22 protein-coding genes are annotated in these 18320 nt (G+C 68.6%); 3 read left to right on the forward strand and 19 right to left on the reverse strand.

What is annotated here, in order from left to right; all coding sequences use genetic code 11:
- Positions 1–48: 48 nt before the first annotated feature.
- The 10 genes from iscX to cysE all read right to left on the reverse strand — a co-directional run bounded on the left by iscX (position 49) and on the right by cysE (position 7971).
- Positions 49–243: a Fe-S cluster assembly protein IscX gene (gene iscX, locus MTBUT4_RS01990; protein WP_173977988.1), complete on the reverse strand. Its 195-nt coding sequence runs from the start codon at positions 241–243 to the stop codon at positions 49–51.
- Positions 243–581 carry a ferredoxin family 2Fe-2S iron-sulfur cluster binding protein gene (locus MTBUT4_RS01995; protein ID WP_173977989.1) on the reverse strand — a complete coding sequence of 113 codons (339 nt, stop codon included), beginning with the start codon at positions 579–581 and terminating at the stop codon, positions 243–245. The genes iscX and MTBUT4_RS01995 overlap by 1 nt, the downstream gene beginning before the upstream one ends.
- Before the next feature lie 45 nt (positions 582–626).
- Positions 627–2537 carry a Fe-S protein assembly chaperone HscA gene (gene hscA, locus MTBUT4_RS02000; RefSeq protein WP_173977990.1) on the reverse strand — a complete coding sequence of 637 codons (1911 nt, stop codon included), beginning with the start codon at positions 2535–2537 and terminating at the stop codon, positions 627–629.
- A gap of 169 nt (positions 2538–2706) precedes the next feature.
- Positions 2707–3333: a Fe-S protein assembly co-chaperone HscB gene (gene hscB / locus MTBUT4_RS02005; protein WP_173977991.1), complete on the reverse strand. Its 627-nt coding sequence runs from the start codon at positions 3331–3333 to the stop codon at positions 2707–2709.
- 7 nt (positions 3334–3340) lie between these two features.
- Entirely contained in the window at positions 3341–3679 is a 339-nt protein-coding gene (locus tag MTBUT4_RS02010; RefSeq protein ID WP_173977992.1) for an iron-sulfur cluster assembly accessory protein, read from the reverse strand.
- 22 nt (positions 3680–3701) lie between these two features.
- Positions 3702–4115: a Fe-S cluster assembly scaffold IscU gene (iscU, locus tag MTBUT4_RS02015; protein ID WP_173977993.1), complete on the reverse strand. Its 414-nt coding sequence runs from the start codon at positions 4113–4115 to the stop codon at positions 3702–3704.
- A gap of 126 nt (positions 4116–4241) precedes the next feature.
- The gene (locus MTBUT4_RS02020; protein WP_173977994.1) at positions 4242–5492 is read right to left on the reverse strand and encodes an IscS subfamily cysteine desulfurase; all 1251 of its coding nucleotides are present in this window, start codon (positions 5490–5492) and stop codon (positions 4242–4244) included.
- Between the two features lie 19 nt (positions 5493–5511).
- Positions 5512–6669 (reverse strand): cysteine desulfurase family protein, encoded by a 1158-nt coding sequence (locus MTBUT4_RS02025; RefSeq protein ID WP_173977995.1) that lies wholly within the window; start codon positions 6667–6669, stop codon positions 5512–5514.
- An 11-nt stretch (positions 6670–6680) separates the two neighbouring features.
- The gene (locus tag MTBUT4_RS02030; RefSeq protein WP_173977996.1) at positions 6681–7145 is read right to left on the reverse strand and encodes an Rrf2 family transcriptional regulator; all 465 of its coding nucleotides are present in this window, start codon (positions 7143–7145) and stop codon (positions 6681–6683) included.
- Between the two features lie 64 nt (positions 7146–7209).
- Positions 7210–7971: a serine O-acetyltransferase gene (gene cysE / locus MTBUT4_RS02035; protein WP_173977997.1), complete on the reverse strand. Its 762-nt coding sequence runs from the start codon at positions 7969–7971 to the stop codon at positions 7210–7212.
- 221 nt (positions 7972–8192) lie between these two features.
- Between cysE and MTBUT4_RS02040 the strand changes: the two genes are divergently transcribed.
- A complete protein-coding gene (locus MTBUT4_RS02040; protein WP_173977998.1) occupies positions 8193–8882 on the forward strand; it encodes an alpha/beta hydrolase in 690 nt (229 codons plus the stop codon).
- A 19-nt stretch (positions 8883–8901) separates the two neighbouring features.
- Here MTBUT4_RS02040 and MTBUT4_RS02045 read toward each other — a convergent pair whose 3' ends face one another.
- Entirely contained in the window at positions 8902–9222 is a 321-nt protein-coding gene (locus MTBUT4_RS02045; RefSeq protein WP_173977999.1) for a hypothetical protein, read from the reverse strand.
- Positions 9223–9349: 127 nt separating this feature from the next.
- Positions 9350–10414 carry an anhydro-N-acetylmuramic acid kinase gene (locus MTBUT4_RS02050; RefSeq protein WP_173978048.1) on the reverse strand — a complete coding sequence of 355 codons (1065 nt, stop codon included), beginning with the start codon at positions 10412–10414 and terminating at the stop codon, positions 9350–9352.
- Positions 10415–10507: 93 nt separating this feature from the next.
- Between MTBUT4_RS02050 and tyrS the strand changes: the two genes are divergently transcribed.
- Positions 10508–11737, forward strand: coding sequence for a tyrosine--tRNA ligase (tyrS, locus tag MTBUT4_RS02055; RefSeq protein ID WP_173978000.1), 1230 nt, complete (start codon positions 10508–10510; stop codon positions 11735–11737).
- A 32-nt stretch (positions 11738–11769) separates the two neighbouring features.
- On the opposite strand, the gene MTBUT4_RS02060 is transcribed toward tyrS, so the two are convergent.
- The 7 genes from MTBUT4_RS02060 to def form a co-directional block, all read right to left on the reverse strand.
- On the reverse strand, positions 11770–13062 hold the full coding sequence (locus MTBUT4_RS02060; protein WP_173978001.1) for a Ni/Fe hydrogenase subunit alpha: 1293 nt from the start codon (positions 13060–13062) through the stop codon (positions 11770–11772).
- Entirely contained in the window at positions 13055–13831 is a 777-nt protein-coding gene (locus MTBUT4_RS02065) for an oxidoreductase (RefSeq protein ID WP_173978002.1), read from the reverse strand. Before MTBUT4_RS02065 ends, MTBUT4_RS02060 begins: the two co-directional genes overlap by 8 nt.
- A 2-nt stretch (positions 13832–13833) precedes the next feature.
- Positions 13834–14676: an FAD/NAD(P)-binding protein gene (locus tag MTBUT4_RS02070; RefSeq protein ID WP_217424096.1), complete on the reverse strand. Its 843-nt coding sequence runs from the start codon at positions 14674–14676 to the stop codon at positions 13834–13836.
- Positions 14673–15374 carry a cyclic nucleotide-binding domain-containing protein gene (locus MTBUT4_RS02075; protein ID WP_217424097.1) on the reverse strand — a complete coding sequence of 234 codons (702 nt, stop codon included), beginning with the start codon at positions 15372–15374 and terminating at the stop codon, positions 14673–14675. The genes MTBUT4_RS02070 and MTBUT4_RS02075 overlap by 4 nt, the downstream gene beginning before the upstream one ends.
- A gap of 2 nt (positions 15375–15376) precedes the next feature.
- On the reverse strand, positions 15377–16516 hold the full coding sequence (locus MTBUT4_RS02080) for a 4Fe-4S dicluster domain-containing protein (RefSeq protein ID WP_173978003.1): 1140 nt from the start codon (positions 16514–16516) through the stop codon (positions 15377–15379).
- 106 nt (positions 16517–16622) lie between these two features.
- Positions 16623–17258, reverse strand: coding sequence for a COQ9 family protein (locus tag MTBUT4_RS02085; RefSeq protein WP_173978004.1), 636 nt, complete (start codon positions 17256–17258; stop codon positions 16623–16625).
- Positions 17255–17794, reverse strand: coding sequence for a peptide deformylase (def, locus tag MTBUT4_RS02090; RefSeq protein ID WP_173978005.1), 540 nt, complete (start codon positions 17792–17794; stop codon positions 17255–17257). Before def ends, MTBUT4_RS02085 begins: the two co-directional genes overlap by 4 nt.
- 151 nt (positions 17795–17945) lie before the next feature.
- Between def and rpsU the strand changes: the two genes are divergently transcribed.
- The gene (gene rpsU / locus MTBUT4_RS02095; protein WP_002726599.1) at positions 17946–18149 is read left to right on the forward strand and encodes a 30S ribosomal protein S21; all 204 of its coding nucleotides are present in this window, start codon (positions 17946–17948) and stop codon (positions 18147–18149) included.
- Positions 18150–18320 lie beyond the last annotated feature (171 nt).

An 18320-nucleotide genomic window follows, 5' to 3' on the forward strand; every position in this document is an offset into this window, starting at 1 on the left:
AAAGGGGCGCCCGAAGACGCCCCTTTGGACTTCCATCATACCTAAAGCCTAGTCGCGTTCATCGATCCAGGCCATCTGGATGGCCTCGAGGATCTTCTCGTTCGACTTGGCGGGGTCGTCGTCGAAGTCCGGCAGCGCGCAGACCCAGCGATGCAGGTCGGTGAACCGCAGATTGATGGTGTCGGCGTCGGGATGGGCCTCCTCCAGCGCGATGGCGATGTCCTGGATGTCGGCCCATTTCATCACTTCTTGTCCACCATCATGTTGCGGGTGGCCGACGGCAGGGTGACCACCAGGCCGTCCAGCTCGGGCTTCATGATGATCTGGCAGCCCAGCCGCGAGGTGGAGGTCAGCCCGAAGGCCAGGTCCAGCATGTCCTCTTCGTCGTCCGAGGCGGCGGCCAGCTTGTCGTACCATTCCGGCGCCACCACGATGTGGCAGGTGGAACAGGCCAGCGAGCCTTCGCAGGCGCCTTCCAGGTCGATCTTGTTGCGGTGGGCGATTTCCAGCACCGACAGCCCCTCGGGGGCCTCGACCTCAAGGCGGTTACCGTCGGGTGCGATGAACGTCATCTTGGGCATTTGCCGTATCCTTGTCCTTGTCCCGGGAGCGGGTTGCGCTCTTCCCTACTCGCCCCCCAGGGCATCGTCAAGGCGGTCCACCGAAACCCCGGCCAGCGCCTGGCGGATGCCTCGGTCCATGCGCCGCTCGGCGAAGGCCTTGGTGGCCTGCTCCAGGTCCTCGACGGCGACGTTGACGGCGTCGCGGTCGGAACCGGCGCAGGCCGCCTCGACGGCCGCCACGGCGGCGTCCACCGCCTTGCGCTCGTCCGCCGACAGCAGGTCGCCGTCGACGCCCAGGGCCGAGCGCACCGCCAGCACCGAACGTCTGGCCTCGACCACCGCCTCGGTGAGCAGGCGCTGGTCCATGTCGGCCCGGGCGTTGACCAGCGAGTCGCGCAGCATGTCGGCCATCTCGTCCTCGGACAGGCCGTAGGACGGCTTGACCGCCACATTGGCCTCGGTACCGGTGGTCATCTCGCGGGCCGAGACGGTGAGCAGGCCGTCGGCATCGACCTGGAAGCTGACGCGGATGCGCCCGGCGCCGGCCGCCATGGGCGGGATGCCGCGCAGCACGAAGCGGGCCAGCGAGCGGTTCTGCGACACCATCTCGCGCTCGCCCTGGACGACGTGGATGGACATGGCGGTCTGGCCGTCCTGATACGTCGTGAATTCCTGCGCCATGGCCACCGGGATCGGGGTGTTGCGGGGAATCACCTTCTCGACGATGCCGCCCATGGTCTCGATGCCCAGCGACAGCGGGGTGACGTCCAGCAGCAGGGTGTCGGAGCCGGCGGTCAGCGCCTCGGCCTGCAGCGCCGCGCCCACCGCCACCACCTCGTCGGGGTTGATGTCGGACAGCGGCGGCCGGCCGAAGAACTCGGCGACGCGGCGGCGCACCAGCGGCATGCGGGTGGAGCCGCCGACCAGCACCACGCCCTGGATGTCGGCCACGGCAATGCCGGAATCCTCGACCACGGCGCGGCAGATGTCGATGGTGCGGTCCACGAAGGGGGCCGCCAGGGCCTCCAGCGCCGCCTTGTCGAGGGCGTGGCGCGACGGCTTGCCGTCGACCTCGATCATCCATTCGCCGTCGGCGCGGCTGGTCAGGCATTCCTTGGCGACGCGGGCGGTCATCAGCGCCTGCTTGGCCTCGCCGGCGGTGATGGTCTGCTCGCCCAGCCCCCCGGCCCGCTCGGCCAGGAAATGCTCGGCCACCGCGTGGTCGATGTCGTCGCCGCCCAGCACGGCGTCGCCGCCGGTGGCCTTCACCTGGAACACCCCCTTCTCCATCTTCAGGATGGAGATGTCGAAGGTGCCGCCGCCCAGGTCGTAGACGGCGTAAAGGCCTTCGACCGAGTTCTCCAGACCATAGGCCAAAGCCGCCGCGGTGGGCTCGTTGACCAGGCGCAGCACCTCGATCTCGGCCAGGCGGGCGGCGTCCTTGGTGGCGGTGCGGGCGGCGTCGTCGAAATACGCGGGAACGGTGACCACGGCGCGGGCCACGTGCCTGCCCAGCAGCGCCTCCTCCGCGCGGGCCTTGATGGCGCGCAGGATGTCGGCGGAAATCTCCACCGGGGTCAGCACCTTCCCGGCCACCCGGAGGCGGACCATGCCGCCCTCGGGATTGGGCTCGACCGCATAGGGCATGGTGCCGGCCAGCGCCTTGACGTCCTCGATGCCGCGGCCCATCAGCCGCTTGATGGAGGAGACCACGTGGTCGGGGGTGTCGAGGATGGCCTCGCGCGCCGAGGCGCCGACCACCACCGAGCCGTCGTCGCCGTAATGCACCACCGAGGGGATCAGCGCCTTGCCGTCGGCCCCGCGCAGCACCTCGACGCTGCCCTCGAAGGCGATGGCCACCACCGAATTGGTGGTCCCCAGGTCGATACCCACCGCGGCGCCCTTCTCGTTCTCGTGCGGGGCCGGGGTTTCGCCGGGTTCGTGAAGCTGGAGCAGGACGAGACCATCGGACATTTGAACTCTACCCTTTCGAATTTCTTGTTACCGTCGGCGGCATTCGGACCTCGTCCTGAGGAGGCCCGAGAGGGCCGTCTCGAAGGGCGAGGCCCGTCCCAGGGTGCCACCGCCTCGTCCTTCGAGACGCCCCCTTCGGGGGCTCCTCAGGATGAGGCTACTGAAACAGCTACCGCATGGCGCGGGTCATCCGCGTCTTTCTGGTGCGGGCCTCGTCCGCCAGCTTGACCAGGTATTTGAGGCGGATGGTGAGGTGGGCCGCCTCGTCCAGGTCGCCTGCGGCGAAGGCGGCCGAGATGTGGCACTGGCAGGCCAGCACCTCGGTATCGGCCTCGGCCGACAGGCGGGTGATGGCATCGGGGGTGTCGGCCTCGGCGATGGCCTCGCGCTTCTCCATCTGCTCCATCAGCAGCACCGGGTCGTTGATGGTGCCGCAGGCGGTGAGGTCGACCGGGTGGTCGAGCAGGCTGAGCAGGTAGGCCGAACGCTTGAGCGGGTCCTTCAGCGTCTCGTAGGCCTCGTTCAGCGCCGTCGCCTGGCTTTGCGACAGCGCCCGCTCCTTGGCCGACTTGGCGGCGAAACGGTCGGGATGCAGGCGGCGCTGAAAGCCGAAATACTGACGCTCCAGCTCGTCCTGGTCGATCTCGAAGGTGGGCCTGAGACCGAGCCGGGTGAAATGGTCGATGGCCCCCGGCCCCTGCACCGCCCCGCACACCGAGCAGAACAGGGCGCGCGAGGCGACCGGCCCCTTGCAGGACCAGCACGGCACCAGTTGGGCGACGGCGGACGCGTTCATGAGCGGCTCAGACGTGGAAGGATTCGCCACAGCCGCAGCGTCCCTTCTCGTTGGGATTGCGGAAGACGAAGCCCGACTGCATCTTCTCCTCGACCCAGTCCATCTCGGTGCCGAAGATGAACATGGCCGCCTTGGGGTCGATCAGCAGGGTGATGCCCTTCTGCTCGACCACCTCGTCGAACTGCGACTTCTCGTCGGCGAATTCCAGGGTGTACGACATCCCGGAGCAGCCCTTGGTGCGCACCCCGATGCGGATGCCGACGCTGGGCTTGCCGCGCTTGGCGAGCATGGCCTGCACCCGCTCGGCGGCGGCGTCGGTCAGCGTGATCGGCGTCTTCATGTCCATGACCAATCCCCTGTGCTGTCGGTCAGCCCGCGGCCTTCTCGGCCTCGTCCTCGGGCAGGCCTGCCTTCCTGCGGTAATCGGCGATGGCGGCCTTGATAGCATCCTCGGCCAGCACCGAACAGTGGATCTTGACCGGCGGCAGGGCCAGTTCGTGGGCGATCTCGGTGTTCTTGATGGCGGCCGCCTCGTCCAGGGTCTTGCCCTTGACCCACTCGGTCACCAGCGAGCTCGACGCGATGGCCGAGCCGCAGCCGAAGGTCTTGAACTTGGCGTCCTCGATGATGCCCTCGGCGCTGACCTTGATCTGCAGCTTCATCACGTCGCCGCAGGCGGGCGCGCCCACCAGGCCGGTGCCGACATTGCTGGATTCCTTGTCCAGCGCGCCGACGTTGCGCGGGTTTTCGTAATGGTCGACGACCTTGTCGCTGTAAGCCATTTTGTCCTCCAAACCATGTGCCGGCCAGGGCCGGATGTCTTCAGTTCCCGCTTCCCCTATCCGTCACCCCCGGGCTTGACCCGGGGGTCCATCTGGATGGCCGGGTCAAGCCCGGCCATGACGGGGTCAATGTTCCGCCCACTGGATGGACTTGATGTCGACGCCGTCCAGGTGCATCTCCCACAGCGGGCTCATGGCCCGGAGGTGCTCCACCGCCTCGGCGACATGGACGATGGCGTAGTCGATGTCCTCCTCGGTGGTGAAGCGGCCGATGCCGAACCGGAGCGAGGTGTGGGCCATCTCGGCGTCCAGCCCCAGCGCGCGCAGCACGTAGGACGGCTCCAGCGAGGCCGAGGTGCAGGCCGAGCCCGACGACACCGCCAGGTCCTTGACCCCCATCATCAGCCCCTCGCCCTCGACGAAGGCGAAGGAGATGTTGATGTTGCCGGGGATGCGCTGGTCCAGGTCGCCGTTGACGTAGATTTCCTTGAGCCGGGCGTTGAGCCCGTTCAGCAGGCGGTCGCGCAGCATGCGCAGCCGCTCGGATTCGGCCCCCATCTCGGCCTTAGCGATGGCGCAGGCCTCGCCGATGCCGGCGCACAGGAACGGCGCCAGGGTGCCCGAGCGCATGCCGCGCTCCTGCCCGCCGCCATTGATCAGCGGCACCAGGCGCACGCGCGGCCGGCGGCGCACGTACAGGGCACCGATGCCCTTGGGACCGTAGATCTTGTGGCCCGAAATGCTCATCAGGTCGATGTTCATGGCATTGACGTCGAGCGGGATCTTGCCCACCGCCTGGGCGCAGTCGCTGTGGAAGAAGGCACCCTTCTTGCGGCAGATGGCGCCGATCTCGGCCAGCGGCTGGATCACCCCGATCTCGTTGTTGACGCCCATCACCGAGACGATGGCGGTCTTGTCGGTCACCGCCGCCTCCAGCTCGGCCAGGTCGATCAGCCCGTTGGCGCCGACCGGCAGATAGGTGACGCGGAAGCCTTCCTGCTCGAGATGGCGGCAGGTGTCGAGCACGCATTTGTGTTCGGTGACCACGGTGACGACGTGGTCGCGCTTGTCCTTGTAGAAATGGGCGACGCCCTTCAGCGCCAGGTTGTTGGACTCGGTGGCGCCCGAGGTGAAGATGATCTCCTTGGGGTCGGCGCCGATGATGGCGGCCACCTGCTCGCGCGCCACTTCCACCGCCTCTTCGGCTTCCCAGCCGTAGCGGTGGGTGCGCGAATGGGGGTTGCCGAACTTCTCGGTCAGGTAGGGCAGCATCTTCTCGACCACCCGCGGGTCGCAGGGCGTGGTGGCCTGGTAGTCGAGGTAGATCGGCTGGCCCGGTCCACGGCCGATGGTCTTGCTCTTGGCGACAGCGGTCATCCTCTCGATCCTTTTTCCATCACGCGGCCTCGGCCGCATCGCTCACGTCCAGTCCCTTCCGCCGCGCCAGGGCGACCCAGGCGGCCAGGAAGGCCTCGATCTCGGCGGCGGAGCTGGCCGGCCCCAGGCTGACCCGCACCGCGCATCCCGCCACTTCGGGCGGCAATCCCATGGCGGCCAGCACCCGGCTGGGCTCGACCTTGCCCGACGAGCAGGCGGCGCCGGCACTGACCATGACGCCCTCCAGGTCCAGCGCCATCACCTGCACCTGGGCCGGCACCCCAGGCAGCGCCAGGCACGAGGTGTTGGCCAGCCGCTCGGCCCGATTGCCCACCACCACCGCCGCCGGCACCCTGGCCATGGCCTCGGCCTCCAGGCGGTCGCGAAGATTACGCATTCCTAATATGGCATCCCCATCCCCGCTTCCGCCAGCCGCCATTCGGCCCATTTGGAGCGTGGCGGCGACACCGAAGCCGACGATGCCGGCGATATTCTCGGTCCCGGCGCGCCGGCGCCGTTCCTGCCCTCCTCCCAGCAAGATCGGTGCCAGATCCATGTCCGACTTAGAACCGATCAAAACACCGATTCCCGCCGGTCCGCCCATCTTGTGGGCACTGAGTGTCAGGAAGTCGACACCCAGACCCGACAAATCCAGCGACAACCGGCCCGGCGCCTGGGCGGCGTCGCAATGGACCAGGGCGCCGCGGGCATGGGCGATGCGGGCGGCCTCGGCCACCGGCTGGATCACCCCGGTCTCGTTGTTGGCCAGCATGACCGACACCAGCGCCGGGGTATCATCGGCCGCCAGCAGGCGGTCGAGGGCGGCGAGGTCGAGGATGCCGTCGCCGTCCACCGGGATGGTCTCGGCCCCCGCCACCGCGCCGCCGACCGAGACGTGCTCGACCGCCGACACCAGCACCCGGGAGCGGCCGCAGCCGCGCAGCGCCAGGGCGTTGGCCTCGGTGCCGCCCGAGGTGAACACCACCGCCGCCGGATCGGCGCCGGCCAGTTCGGCCAGCGCCGCCCGCGCCGCCTCGATGCGGGAGCGGGCGCGGCGGCCGAAGGCATGCACCGCCGAGGGATTGCCGGTCTCGGCCAGCACCTCGGCCATGGCGGCGACCACCTGCGGCAGCGCCGGCACCCCGGCGTTATGGTCGAGGTAGGCGACCCCGGTCACGGAAACTCTCCTTATTGCGCGGCCACCGATCCGGCGCCGCCGTGGAACACCCCGGAACTGCCCAGGATGCGGCGTTCGCAGACGTCGTGCAGCGAGACCGACGACAGATAGAGGTAGATCTGGTTGCCCAGTTCCTCCCACAGATCGTGGGTCAGGCAGCGGCCCTTGTTGTTGTGGCAGCCGGCCGGCGAGCCGGGCGAGCAGCGGGTGGTCTGGATCGGCTCGTCCACCGCCATGATGATGTCCGAGATGCGCATCTGCGGCGCCGGCCGCGACAGCAGATAGCCGCCGCCGGGACCGCGCACGCTTTTCACCAGCCCGCCCTTCCTGAGCTTGCCGAACAGCTGTTCGAGATAGGACAGCGAGATTTCCTGGCGTTCGGCGATGTCCGCCAACGCCACCGGGCTGCCCTGGGAATGGCTGGCGAGGTCGACCATCGCCATCACCGCGTACCGACCTTTTGTGCTGAGTTTCACGTCCGTATCTCCCGTCGAACCCTGCGGTCTTGGCGCCGCCTTCCCAGTTGCACTCTGCCGCGGCTCACTGCTTGAGCGCCCGCGACGCCTCGTCATTCACGCCCTCGCCGATTGCAAAGCCGTCGGTCGGATGGACGGCATCGAAGCCGTCCACCGGAGGGGTCTCCTGCCGCTCCGCCTCAAGGTCGGCGATGCGGTCGGTCAGTTGCGCGACCTGGCTGCGCAAGGCGTCGATGGCGCGCGCCACCGGGTCGGGCATGTTCTCGTCCTCGAGGCCGTAGGCGCAGAAGTCGGGCTCGCCCGGCTTGGCCTTGCGCATCACCATGCGGGCGGGGATGCCGACCATGGTCGCACCGGCGGGCACCTCGGTCAGCACCACGGCATTGGCGCCGATGCGCGCCCCCTTGCCGACGGTGAACGGTCCCAGCACCTGGGCGCCGGAGCCGACGATCACCCCGTCCTCGAGGGTCGGATGGCGCTTGCCCTTGTGCAGCGAGGTGCCACCCAGGGTGACGCCCTGATAAAGGGTGACGTCGTCGCCCAGAACCGCCGTCTCGCCGATCACCACACCGGTGCCGTGGTCGATGAACAGGCGCTTGCCGATGGTGGCGCCGGGATGAATCTCGATGCCGGTGAAGATCTTGCCGAAATGGGACAGGAAGCGCGCCAGCACCCTCAGGCCGTTGGACCAGCACCAGTGCGACACCCGGTAGATGGCAAGGGCGTGCAGGCCTGGATAGCACAGCACCACCTCCAACCAGGAGTGCGCGGCGGGGTCGCGCCGGCGGATGGAAACGATCTCTTCCTGAAGACTCTTGAAAATCATAGCTGAGATTATGCTAATCTGCCGCTCCGTCGCGCTGGCCCGGATGAAGGGGGGAAACCCATTCGCGGCCCCATGCGCCGAAAGGGAATATAGGATGCCCGACAAGGTCGGTCAAGTATGGCCGACACTGAACTGATTTCTCAGGCGCGAGTGACCAACGTTGGCGCTTGGGTTTCCAGGCCGGTGGCCGGGCCAAGAAGACTGCACAGGTAGGGGAAGCAATGCCCGAGGTGATTTTCAACGGACCGGACGGCCGCCTCGAAGGCCGCTACCAGCACTCCAAAAGTCCCAACGCGCCCATCGCCCTGCTGTTGCACCCGCATCCGCAGCACGGCGGCACCATGAACAACAAGGTGGTCTACACCCTGTACCACGCCTTCGTGCGGCGCGGCTTTTCCACCTTGCGGTTCAATTTCCGCGGGGTCGGGCGCAGCCAGGGCAAGTTCGACAACGGCCAGGGCGAGCTGTCCGACGCCGCCTCGGCGCTGGACTGGCTGCAGACCTACAACGCCAATGCCGCCGCCTGCTGGGTCGGCGGGTTCTCGTTCGGCGCCTGGATCGGCATGCAGTTGCTGATGCGCCGGCCCGAGATCGACGGCTTCGTCTCCATCGCGCCGCCGGCCAACGTCTACGACTTCTCGTTCCTCGCCCCCTGCCCGTCCTCGGGCCTGATCGTGCACGGCGCCGCCGACGAACTGGTGCCCGAGCCGTCGGTGGCCAAGCTGGCGGCCAAGCTGGGCAGCCAGAAGAACATCCGGGTGCGCTATCGCACCGTCGAGGGCGCCAACCACTTCTTCGGCTCGCACCTCGATCCGCTCAACCAGCTGGTCGATGGCTACCTGTCCGAGGCCCAGGCCGATTCGGCGGCGACGGCGGAGCCGCCGGTCGCCCTGGCGACGGCGGCGCAATAGGGCCGGCCGCCCCGGCACGTCACCTGCCGCAATCGGCCTCGCCCAGGCGGGTCCAGGCGGCCGGTGGCTTGGCCGGCAAAGCGTGGGTGAGATCCACCACCCGCACCTTGAAGATGCGCCCCTGATGCGGCGCCACGAAGCGGCAGATGTTGGCCGCCACCACGTTCCACGGAATCTTGGAATCGCCCTTGACCAGGGCGTAGAGGTTGCCGCTGTTGTCCACGGTGGCATCGACCACCGGCGGCGTGCCCTTCAGCGCCTTCAGCGCGGTGGCGCGGTCGGCGTAAGCGGGGGCGGCGAGCAGCCCGCACAGGGCCAAGGGGACAATCAGACGTCGCATCTTCCCGATCCCGCTTCTGCCCGTCATGGCCGGGCTTGACCCGGCCATCCACGTCCGGTGGACCCCCGGGTCAAGCCCGGGGGTGACGAAAAGGAAAGTCTATCTCCCGCCCGGTTAACATCCGGTATCAGCGATGGAAGCGGCCGCCGCTCAGGGGGCGCGGGGTGCCGGTGGTCTCGGGGAAGGTGAGCGGCAGGCCGCGCAAGCTGCGCACCGCCAGATAGGCGAAGGCCTGGGCTTCCAGCGCGTCGCCATCCCAGCCCACCGCCTCGACCGGCGCCACCGGCACGTTGAACTCGGCGGCCAGGGCCGTCATCACCGCCGGATTGTGGCGGCCGCCGCCGCACACCAGCCAGCCGGCGGCCGGCTTGGGAAAATGGGCGCGGGCGAGGCCGGCGGCCTTGGCGGTGAAGGCGGTCAGGGTGGCGGCGCCGTCGGCGGCCCCCAGGCCTGCGACCAGGGCCGCCGCCGTCTTGCGGAAATCGTCGCGGTCCAGGGATTTCGGGGGAACGCGGGCGAAATAGGGATGGCGCAGGAAGGCGGCGACGGCGCCGGCATCGACGCGCCCGGTCCTGGCCAGCGCCCCGCCCTCGTCCACCGGCCGGCCGGTATGGGCCAGCGCCCAGTCGTCGAGCAGGGCGTTGCCCGGCCCGGTATCGAAGGCGAGCAGGGAATCGTCCTCGCCGATCCAGGTGACGTTGCCGACCCCCCCCAGGTTGAGCACCGCCAGCGGCCGCGGCAAGCCGGCCGCCAGCGCGGCGTGGAACACCGGCACCAGCGGCGCCCCCTGGCCGCCGGCGGCGACGTCGGCGCTGCGGAAATCGTCGACCACCGGAATGCCGGTCAGCTTCGCCAGCAGCGCGCCGTCGCCGATCTGCCAGGTGCGGCGCTCGGCCGGGCGGTGCAGGATGGTGTGGCCGTGGAAGCCGACCACATCGATCTCGGCCGCCGCCAGCCGGTTGTCGGCCAGCAGGCGGGCCACCACCTCGGCATGGAACAGGGTGACGGCGCGCTCGACCTCCTCCACCGGCCCGACCCCGCCCAGCACGCCGCGCAAGGCGGTGCGCAGCGTCTCGGGATAGGGTTGGGTCAGGCTGGGGCCCAGCCGCTCCACCGCGACGCCGTCGGTGACCACCAGCGCGGCATCGACACCGTCCAGCGAGGTGCCGCTCATCAGGCCCAGGGCAAGCATGGTCATGGCGGGATATCCGGGCCGGTCCGTTGTGGGGAAAGCGGGATTGTGCTAAACGGGCGGCCTTCCCGCAAGCAACCGAATGAACGGTCCATGTCCAGCCCCCGATCCGACTTCCTTCGCGTCGTCACCGAGCGCGGCTTCCTGCACCAGTGCACCGACCTGGAGGCCCTCGACAAGCGTCTGACCGAAGGCTCGGCCACCGCCTATATCGGCTTCGACTGCACCGCGCGGTCGCTGCATGTGGGCTCGCTGATGCAGATCATGCTGCTGCGGTGGTGGCAGAAGACCGGCAACAAGCCCATCGTGCTGATGGGCGGCGGCACCACCCGCATCGGCGACCCCTCGGGCAAGGACGAGGCCAGGAAGATGCTGTCGGATGCCGACATCGCCGGCAACATGGACGGCATCCGCTCGGTGTTCGCCAAATACCTGTCGTTTGGCGAGGGCGCCGGCGACGCGGTGATGGTCAACAACGCCGACTGGCTGGACCACCTCAACTACATCGCCTTCCTGCGCGATTACGGCAAGCACTTCACCATCAACCGCATGCTGACCTTCGATTCGGTCAAGCTGCGGCTGGAGCGCGAGCAGCCGCTGACCTTCCTCGAATTCAACTACATGATCCTGCAGGCCTACGATTTCGCCGAATTGTGGGCACGCCACAAATGCCTGCTGCAGATGGGCGGCTCGGACCAGTGGGGCAACATCGTCAACGGCGTCGAGCTGGGCCGCCGCGTCCACCAGGCCGAGTTGTTCGGCATGACCAGCCCGCTGCTGACCACCAGCTCGGGGGCCAAGATGGGCAAGACCGCCTCGGGGGCGGTGTGGCTGAACGCCGACATGCTGAGCCCGTGGGAGTTCTGGCAGTACTGGCGCAACACCGAGGATGCCGATGTCGGCCGCTTCCTCAGGCTGTTCACCGAGCTGCCGCTGGACGAGATCGCCCGGCTGGAGGCGCTGAAGGGCGCCGAGATCAACGAGGCCAAGAAGGTGCTGGCCGGCGAGGTCACCCGCCTGGCCCACGGTGCCGAGGCCGCCGCAGCCGCCGCCGAGACCGCGCGCAAGACCTTCGAGGAGGGCGGGGCCGCCGAATCGCTGCCCACCCTGGCCCTGGCCAAGGGGACCGAGATCGGCCTGGCGGCGCTGCTGGTGGCCGCCGGCCTGGCCGCCTCCAACGGCGAGGCGCGGCGGCTGATCGAGCAGGGCGGGGCCAAGATCGACGACCAGCCGGTGCGCGACGCCAAGGCGACCCTGGTCATCGACGCCACCGTCAAGCTCACCGCCGGCAAGAAGCGCCACGTGCTGGTGAAGCCCGAGTAGAGCGACCGTTCCCGTTCAAGAAACGGTCGGCATCACCCCCTGTCCATCTCCAGCTTCAGGAAATGGGTGGCGCAGGAGATGCAGGGATCGTAGTTGCGGATGGCCTGTTCCGCCCGCCACTTGATGGTGTCGTCGTCCTTGGCCAGGTTGGCCTCGACCACCTTGACCAGGTCCAGCTCGATGACCTTCTGGTTCTGAGCGGTGGGCGGGATGATGCGGGCGTCCAGCACCGAGCCGTCCTTGTCCAGCTTGTAGCGGTGATAGCAGATACCGCGCGGCGCCTCGGTGCAGCCGTGGCCCTCGCCGGCCTTGGGCTCCACCTCGACACAGGCCTTGTCCGGCTCCTCGTAGTCCCGCACCAGCTTCAGCGCGTCCTCGTAGACCTGCACCAGCTCGACGGAGCGGACCACGATGGACTTGAACGGGTTGCGCACCACCGGACCCAGGCCGCCGTCCTTGGCCGCCGCTTGCGCGGTGGGCGACAGCTTGTCGTAGTTGAGGTTGTAGCGGGCCAGCGGCCCGACATGGTGGGGGCTGCCGTCCTTGGCATAGCCGTGCAGGGCATTGGACCACGGCACGTGCTCCTCCTCGACGTGGTCGAGGAAGTCGCGCACCGGGATGTCGAGCCCCCGCGAGGTGACCAGCCGGCCCTCGTGGATGGCGTATTCATCGGGGTGGCGCAGCGCCATGAAATTGTAGTCCTGCTCCACCTCGGGGAACTCGAAGCCGCCCACCAGCTTGGCGGTGGCGATGGAGGTCTCGAGGCCCCATTTCAGGCTGTCCTCCAGCGCCCTCAGCTCCTTCCGCTTGGGCGCCTTGTAGAAGCCGCCGACCTTGAGGCCGACGGGGTGGATGGCGCGGCCGCCGATGACCTCGAGGATCTCGTTGCCGATCTTCTTCAGGCGCAGGGCCTTCTCGACCAGGGTGCGATCGACGGCGGCCAGTTCCAGCGCGTCGGCCAGGCCCAGGAAGTCGGGAGCGTGCAGCATGTAGACGTGCAGCGCGTGGCTCTCGATCCACTCGCCGCAATAGATCAGGCGCCGCAGATCGCGGATCGGCTTGGTCACCTGGATGCCCAGCGCGTCCTCCATGGCCTGCGACGCGCCCATCAGGTAGGCGATGGGGCAGATGCCGCAGATGCGGGCGGTGATGTCGGGGACCTCGCGGAAGTCGCGGCCGCGCAGGAAGGCCTCGAAGAAGCGCGGCGGCTCGAAGATGCCGAAATGCAGCTCCTTGATTTTGCCGTCGCGGACCTTGACGTGCAGCGAGCCCTCGCCCTCGACACGGGCCAGCGCCTCGACCTTGATGGTGCGGGTCTCAGCCATGGCTTTCGCTCTCCTTGCGGAACGCCTCGGCATTGGCGTTGAAGCTGCGGAACAGGCGCTGGACGTCGCGCCCCGACTGCCCCAGTTCCTTGAGATGGGCGGCCAGGGACGCCGTGTTGGGGGTCTCCATCGGCCCGAAGCAGCCGTAGCAGCCGCGATCCTTGGACGGACACAGGGTGCCGCAGCCGGCCTGGGTCACCGGCCCCAGGCAGGGCGTGCCGGCCGCCACCATGCGGCAGACCACGCCGTTGCGCTTGCACTCTATGCACTGGGAATGGTGCGACACGTTGGGCTTGCGGCCGTTCAAGGTGGCGTTGAGCAGCTCCAGCAATTGGTGCTTGGAGATGGGGCAGCCGCGCAGCTCGAAATCCACGTGGACGTGGTCGGACACCGCCGTCGAGGTGGTCAGGGTGTCGATGTATTCCGGATGCGCGTAGACGCAGCGGATGAATTCCTTGACGTTCTTGAAGTTCCTGAGCGCCTGGATGCCGCCGGCGGTGGCGCAGGCGCCGATGGTGACCAGCACCTTGGACTGCTTCCTGACCTCGCGGATGGCCTTGATGTCGTGGGGGGTGGTGATCGATCCTTCCACCAGCGAGATGTCGTAGGGTCCCTTCTCCACCTTGCGGGTGGCTTCCAGGAAGTAGCTGATGCGCACCTCGTCGGCGATGGCCAGCAGCTCGTCCTCGCAATCGATCAGGCTGAGCTGGCAGCCGTCGCAGGACGAGAACTTCCACACCGCCAGCTTTGGCTTTTTCCGTTCGGCCATGGTCAAAGCTCCCTGACCTGGAACATGTCGGCGACGCGGTCATAGCGGAAGACCGGGCCGTCCTTGCAGACGAAGTGGGGACCCCACTGGCAGTGGCCGCACAGGCCGCAGCCGCATTTCATGTTGCGCTCCATGGACACCCAGATGGAGGAGCGATCGACGCCCTTCTTCTCCAGCGCCGCCGCCACGAAGCGCATCATCACCTCTGGGCCGCAGACGAAGGCGGTGGTGTGCAAGGGGTCGAAGCCGCCGCGCCCGACCAGATTGGTGACGACGCCGACATTGCCGCCCCACTTGCCGGTGGCGCGATCCACCGTCACCAGCACGTCCATGTCGAAGCGGCCGCGCCACTTCTCCACCTCGGCCCGGAACAGGATGTCCTCGGGGGTGCGGGCGCCGTAGAGCACCACCACCTTGCCGAAACGCTCGCGATTGGCCATGGCGTGATAGATGGCGGGACGCAAGGGGGCCAGGCCGACGCCGCCGGCGACGAACACGATGTCCTGGCCGTAGGCCGCCTCGACCGGCCAAGCGGTGCCGAACGGGCCGCGCACGCCGACCGTGTCGCCCGATTTGAGGGCGTCCATGGCCCGGGTGACCGCGCCCACGGCGCGGGTGGTGTGGACGACCTTGGTCCGGTCGCCGGGATCGCCCGAAATGGAGATGGGGACTTCGCCGACGCCGAAGACGTAAAGCATGTTGAACTGGCCCGGCTTGAAGACGAAGCCGGCCTTCGCGTCCGGCGTCAGCTCCATGGTGAAGGTGTCGGACAGCTCGCGCCGCACCTTGTCGATGCGGAACTGCCTGGGCAGCATGGGGTCCTTGGGGCTGGCCGTCATGGTCATCCCGCCTTCTTCTTGGCCTTGGCCGCCTTCGGCGCCTTGACCGGCTTGGCCGCCTTCGGCGCCTTGACCGGCTTGGCCTCCTTGGCGACCTTGGTCCTGGCCTTGGCCTTCTCGCCCGTGTCCTTGGCGGCGGCGGCGAGGCGGGCGTCGGGGGCGCGGTTGCGGCCCTTCGAGGTCTTCACCGCCTTGGCCACCTTGGCCTTCTTCTCGTCCTTGAGCCTGGCCGGCACCGCGCCGGGGCCGTAAAGGTCGAGCATCTGCATGCGGGCGGCCGACAGGCGGTGCGCCATCATCGGCACGAAGCGGCGCAGCACCTCGTAGCCCAGGGCCGGATCGGCGTCCATCTTGCCGCGCAGGCACTTGGCGTCGAACGACACGGCGCGCACCAGGGTCATGGCGCGGGCGTCGAAGGTGGCGCGGTGGGGCGGCACCACCCAGGCCCAGCCGGCGACCTCGCCCTCGCCGATGGTCTCGATGATGATCGGGGCCTTGCCGGGGACGTCGATCTCCACCGCCACCGTGCCGGCGCGGATCAGGAAGAACTTGTTGGAGTCCTGACCTTCGCGGAACAGGAACTGCCCGGCTTCGAAGCGCTCGTTGGCGGCGCAGCCCACCAGCAGGGCACGCAGCTTGGCGTCGATGCCCTGGAAGAAGGGATGCTCGTCGATGATGCGACCCAGGTTTTCCGGCTGGACCATGGTCACTTCCTCCCCTTCAGAGATTCGTGGATCGCCGCCACTTCCTCGGTGATGTCGATGCCGACGGGGCACCACGCGATGCATCGGCCGCAGCCGACGCAGCCGGCGGTGCCGAACTGATCGAACCAGGTGGACAGCTTGTGGGTGATCCATTGGCGGTAGCGCGATCGCGCCTCGGAGCGGATCGGCCCGCCATGGATGTACGAGAACTCCACCGAGAAGCACGAATCCCACATCCGCCAGCGTTCGGCGTTGTCGCCCTTGAGATCGGTGACGTCCTCGACGGTGGTGCAGAAGCAGGTCGGGCAGACCATGGTGCAGTTGCCGCAGGTCATGCAGCGGGCCGCCACCTGGTCCCAGCGCGGATGCTCGGAAAACTCCTTCAGCCGCGCCGAGGTGGCGGTCTCCATCTTGCGGCCCATCTTCTTGGCCGCCTTGGCGACACGGTCGGCGGCGGCCTTGAGGTCGCCGTCGGCGGCCTTGGCCGCCTTCAGCTTGCCCAGCATCTTCTCGCCCCGCGCGGTGCCGGCGGTGGCGATGAAGCGGGGGCCGTCCTTGCCGGCCAGTTCCACCAGCTTGACGTCGTAGCCCGCCTTCACCGCCGGGCCGGTGCCCATGGAGGCGCAGAAGCACAGATCGCCGGCCTCGCCGCATTCCACCGCCACCACGAAGGCGTCCTTCAGGCGGCCCTGGTAGCCGGGATCGGCGTAGTCCTTGTCGCCGAAGACCTTGGCCTGCACCGCCATGGCCGCCAGCTCGCAGGCGCGCACGCCGATGAAGGCGAAGGGCGGCGGCGCCGGGTCGGGCGGCAGCACCTCGAAGCCGGTGGCGCTGCGGCGGGCGGCGAACAGCTTCTGGCGCGGCGGAAAGAGGTGGCGCTTCCAGCCCTGGGGCGAGACGGTATAGCCGAACACGGCGCTATCGCCCCGCTTGCGCAGCCGGTAGCGCCCACCCGCCTGTTCGTCGCCGATGCCGGCGGGAAGGTCCCGAACGTCGTCGATGTCGTCGTAAACCACGGCATCGTCCGCCACGCGGGGACCGATGACGCGATAACCCTTGGATTTCAGCGCGGTGACGAGGGCGGCGAGGCCGTCCAGGTCGAATACCGTCGCGGCGCTGGCGGGCGTGTCCACCCCTGGCATGCGAAACTCCCCCATAGGGTAAGCGTTCCCCGATGCTACACCCGGATGGCCTTATCGCCAACCCACGCCGAATGGCCGGGGCCGTGAATAATCCATGACTTCTGCATCAAGGGCGCAGGCCCCTCGGCATCCGCCGCGGCAGGCCTTCCAGCCACGATTGCGCCTGCTTGCGGGCGCGGGTGACGCGGCCGACATCGGCCAGGCGGCGGCGCAGGAAGGCCCAGGTGTCGGCGCTGTCCTCGGACGGGTCGTCCAGCCAGTAGAGCAGCGTCGCCGAGCACACCGCCGCCAGGGTGGCGCGGCGGGTGTACCAGGAAAAATCGTGGGAGCGGTCGCCGGCCAGCCGCCACACCACATCGGCGGTGCGCCAGGTGATGCGGGCGGCGCCCGCCGCGTTGCCGGGCAGCGCCAGCAGCGCCATGGCGCGGCGGATCGCCTCGCGGTGCGGCGCCCACCGCTCGAAGCGCAGCTTCAGCAGGGTGAAGACGCGGTCGGGCACCCGCATGGAGTCCAGGTCGAGGCCGGCGGCCTCCTCGGCCATCAGGCGGTCGGCAAGATCGACCAGGTGGTCCACCGCCGCCGCCGGGCCGCCCAGGAAGGCCCGTTCGGCCATGGTCGGGTCGAGGCCCTCGTCGCGCGCCGCCGCCGCCAGGCTGCGCGCCGACCAGCCGTCGAACACCGCATGCGGCAGCGCCGCCAGCACCAGACGATCGCGGACGGACTGGAAGGGTGCGGCGGTCATCGGCTCTGCTCCATGGTTCGCTTCACCTCCTCGACGAAGCCGAAGGTGGCCAGGTCGGGCATGCGGGCGGGATAGAGCACGCCGTCCAGGTGATCGCATTCGTGCTGCGCCACCCGGGCGTGGAATCCCTCGGCTTCCCTCTCCACCACCGCGCCGTCCAGCCCGAAGCCCCGGTAGCGGACGCGGTGGAAGCGCGGCACCGCCCCGGTCAGCCCCGGAATGGACAGGCAGCCTTCGTACCCCAGACGGAGTTCGCCGTCGAGGGGCTCCACCACCGGGTTGACCAGCACGGTGAGCGGCACCTCGCCCGCCCCGTCCTGCTTTGGCGCGTCGCGCCCCGGCGGCACCCGGAACACCACCACCCTGAGCGGCACATGCACCTGCGGCGCCGCCAGCCCGGCGCCGCCGGCATCCTCCAGGGTCTCGATCATGTCGGCGACCAGACGGCGGATGTCCGGGGCGGTGGGGTCGGCCACCGGCTCGGCCGGGCGGGCCAGCACCGGGTGCCCCATGCGGGCAATCTTCAGGATCGGCATGGCTTCAAAATCGCCCTGGCTTCGGAATCGGCATAGGATGTTCACGCCCTCTTCACAAGCCCGGTGGGCTGTGATATGTACCCGTCCTCCCGGACGGCAGACGCTGCCGTGCGTCGGGACGGTTTTCAGCGTAGAGGAGCGGTGACGAAACGTGCAAGTTCTCGTTCGTGACAACAACGTCGATCAGGCCCTTAAGGCGCTCAAGAAGAAGATGCAGCGCGAGGGCGTTTTCCGCGAGATGAAGCTGCGCCGCAACTACGAGAAGCCCTCGGAGCGCCGCGCCCGCGAAAAGGCCGAGGCGGTTCGCCGGGCCCGCAAGCTCGAGCGCAAGCGCCTGGAACGCGAAGGCTTCTAGCCGGGCCAAGGGGCGCGGGGGCCAAGCCTCCTCTACCCCTTCGCGCCCGGTTCCGCCGGCCCTTCCGGGCCGTGACAGCTGACCAAAGTCAAATATCCGAGAGCGCCGCGATGGCACAGTCGCGGCGCTCTTGGCGTTTGCCGGCCGTCTGGCTCGGGAAACTCCCCCTGT

Origin of the sequence: Magnetospirillum sp. UT-4 (genome assembly GCF_902729435.1) — a bacterium.
Lineage (GTDB): Bacteria > Pseudomonadota > Alphaproteobacteria > Rhodospirillales > Magnetospirillaceae > Magnetospirillum.

Coding starts and splice junctions, on each gene's coding strand:
- iscX (WP_173977988.1), bottom strand. CDS start 243: ATGAAATGGGCCGACATCCAGGACATCGCCATCGCGCTGGAGGAGGCC.
- MTBUT4_RS01995 (WP_173977989.1), bottom strand. CDS start 581: ATGCCCAAGATGACGTTCATCGCACCCGACGGTAACCGCCTTGAGGTC.
- hscA (WP_173977990.1), bottom strand. CDS start 2,537: ATGTCCGATGGTCTCGTCCTGCTCCAGCTTCACGAACCCGGCGAAACC.
- hscB (WP_173977991.1), bottom strand. CDS start 3,333: ATGAACGCGTCCGCCGTCGCCCAACTGGTGCCGTGCTGGTCCTGCAAG.
- MTBUT4_RS02010 (WP_173977992.1), bottom strand. CDS start 3,679: ATGGACATGAAGACGCCGATCACGCTGACCGACGCCGCCGCCGAGCGG.
- iscU (WP_173977993.1), bottom strand. CDS start 4,115: ATGGCTTACAGCGACAAGGTCGTCGACCATTACGAAAACCCGCGCAAC.
- MTBUT4_RS02020 (WP_173977994.1), bottom strand. CDS start 5,492: ATGACCGCTGTCGCCAAGAGCAAGACCATCGGCCGTGGACCGGGCCAG.
- cysE (WP_173977997.1), bottom strand. CDS start 7,971: ATGATTTTCAAGAGTCTTCAGGAAGAGATCGTTTCCATCCGCCGGCGC.
- MTBUT4_RS02040 (WP_173977998.1), top strand. CDS start 8,193: ATGCCCGAGGTGATTTTCAACGGACCGGACGGCCGCCTCGAAGGCCGC.
- MTBUT4_RS02045 (WP_173977999.1), bottom strand. CDS start 9,222: ATGCGACGTCTGATTGTCCCCTTGGCCCTGTGCGGGCTGCTCGCCGCC.
- MTBUT4_RS02050 (WP_173978048.1), bottom strand. CDS start 10,414: ATGCTTGCCCTGGGCCTGATGAGCGGCACCTCGCTGGACGGTGTCGAT.
- tyrS (WP_173978000.1), top strand. CDS start 10,508: ATGTCCAGCCCCCGATCCGACTTCCTTCGCGTCGTCACCGAGCGCGGC.
- MTBUT4_RS02060 (WP_173978001.1), bottom strand. CDS start 13,062: ATGGCTGAGACCCGCACCATCAAGGTCGAGGCGCTGGCCCGTGTCGAG.
- MTBUT4_RS02065 (WP_173978002.1), bottom strand. CDS start 13,831: ATGGCCGAACGGAAAAAGCCAAAGCTGGCGGTGTGGAAGTTCTCGTCC.
- MTBUT4_RS02070 (WP_217424096.1), bottom strand. CDS start 14,676: ATGACCATGACGGCCAGCCCCAAGGACCCCATGCTGCCCAGGCAGTTC.
- MTBUT4_RS02075 (WP_217424097.1), bottom strand. CDS start 15,374: ATGGTCCAGCCGGAAAACCTGGGTCGCATCATCGACGAGCATCCCTTC.
- MTBUT4_RS02080 (WP_173978003.1), bottom strand. CDS start 16,516: ATGCCAGGGGTGGACACGCCCGCCAGCGCCGCGACGGTATTCGACCTG.
- MTBUT4_RS02085 (WP_173978004.1), bottom strand. CDS start 17,258: ATGACCGCCGCACCCTTCCAGTCCGTCCGCGATCGTCTGGTGCTGGCG.
- def (WP_173978005.1), bottom strand. CDS start 17,794: ATGCCGATCCTGAAGATTGCCCGCATGGGGCACCCGGTGCTGGCCCGC.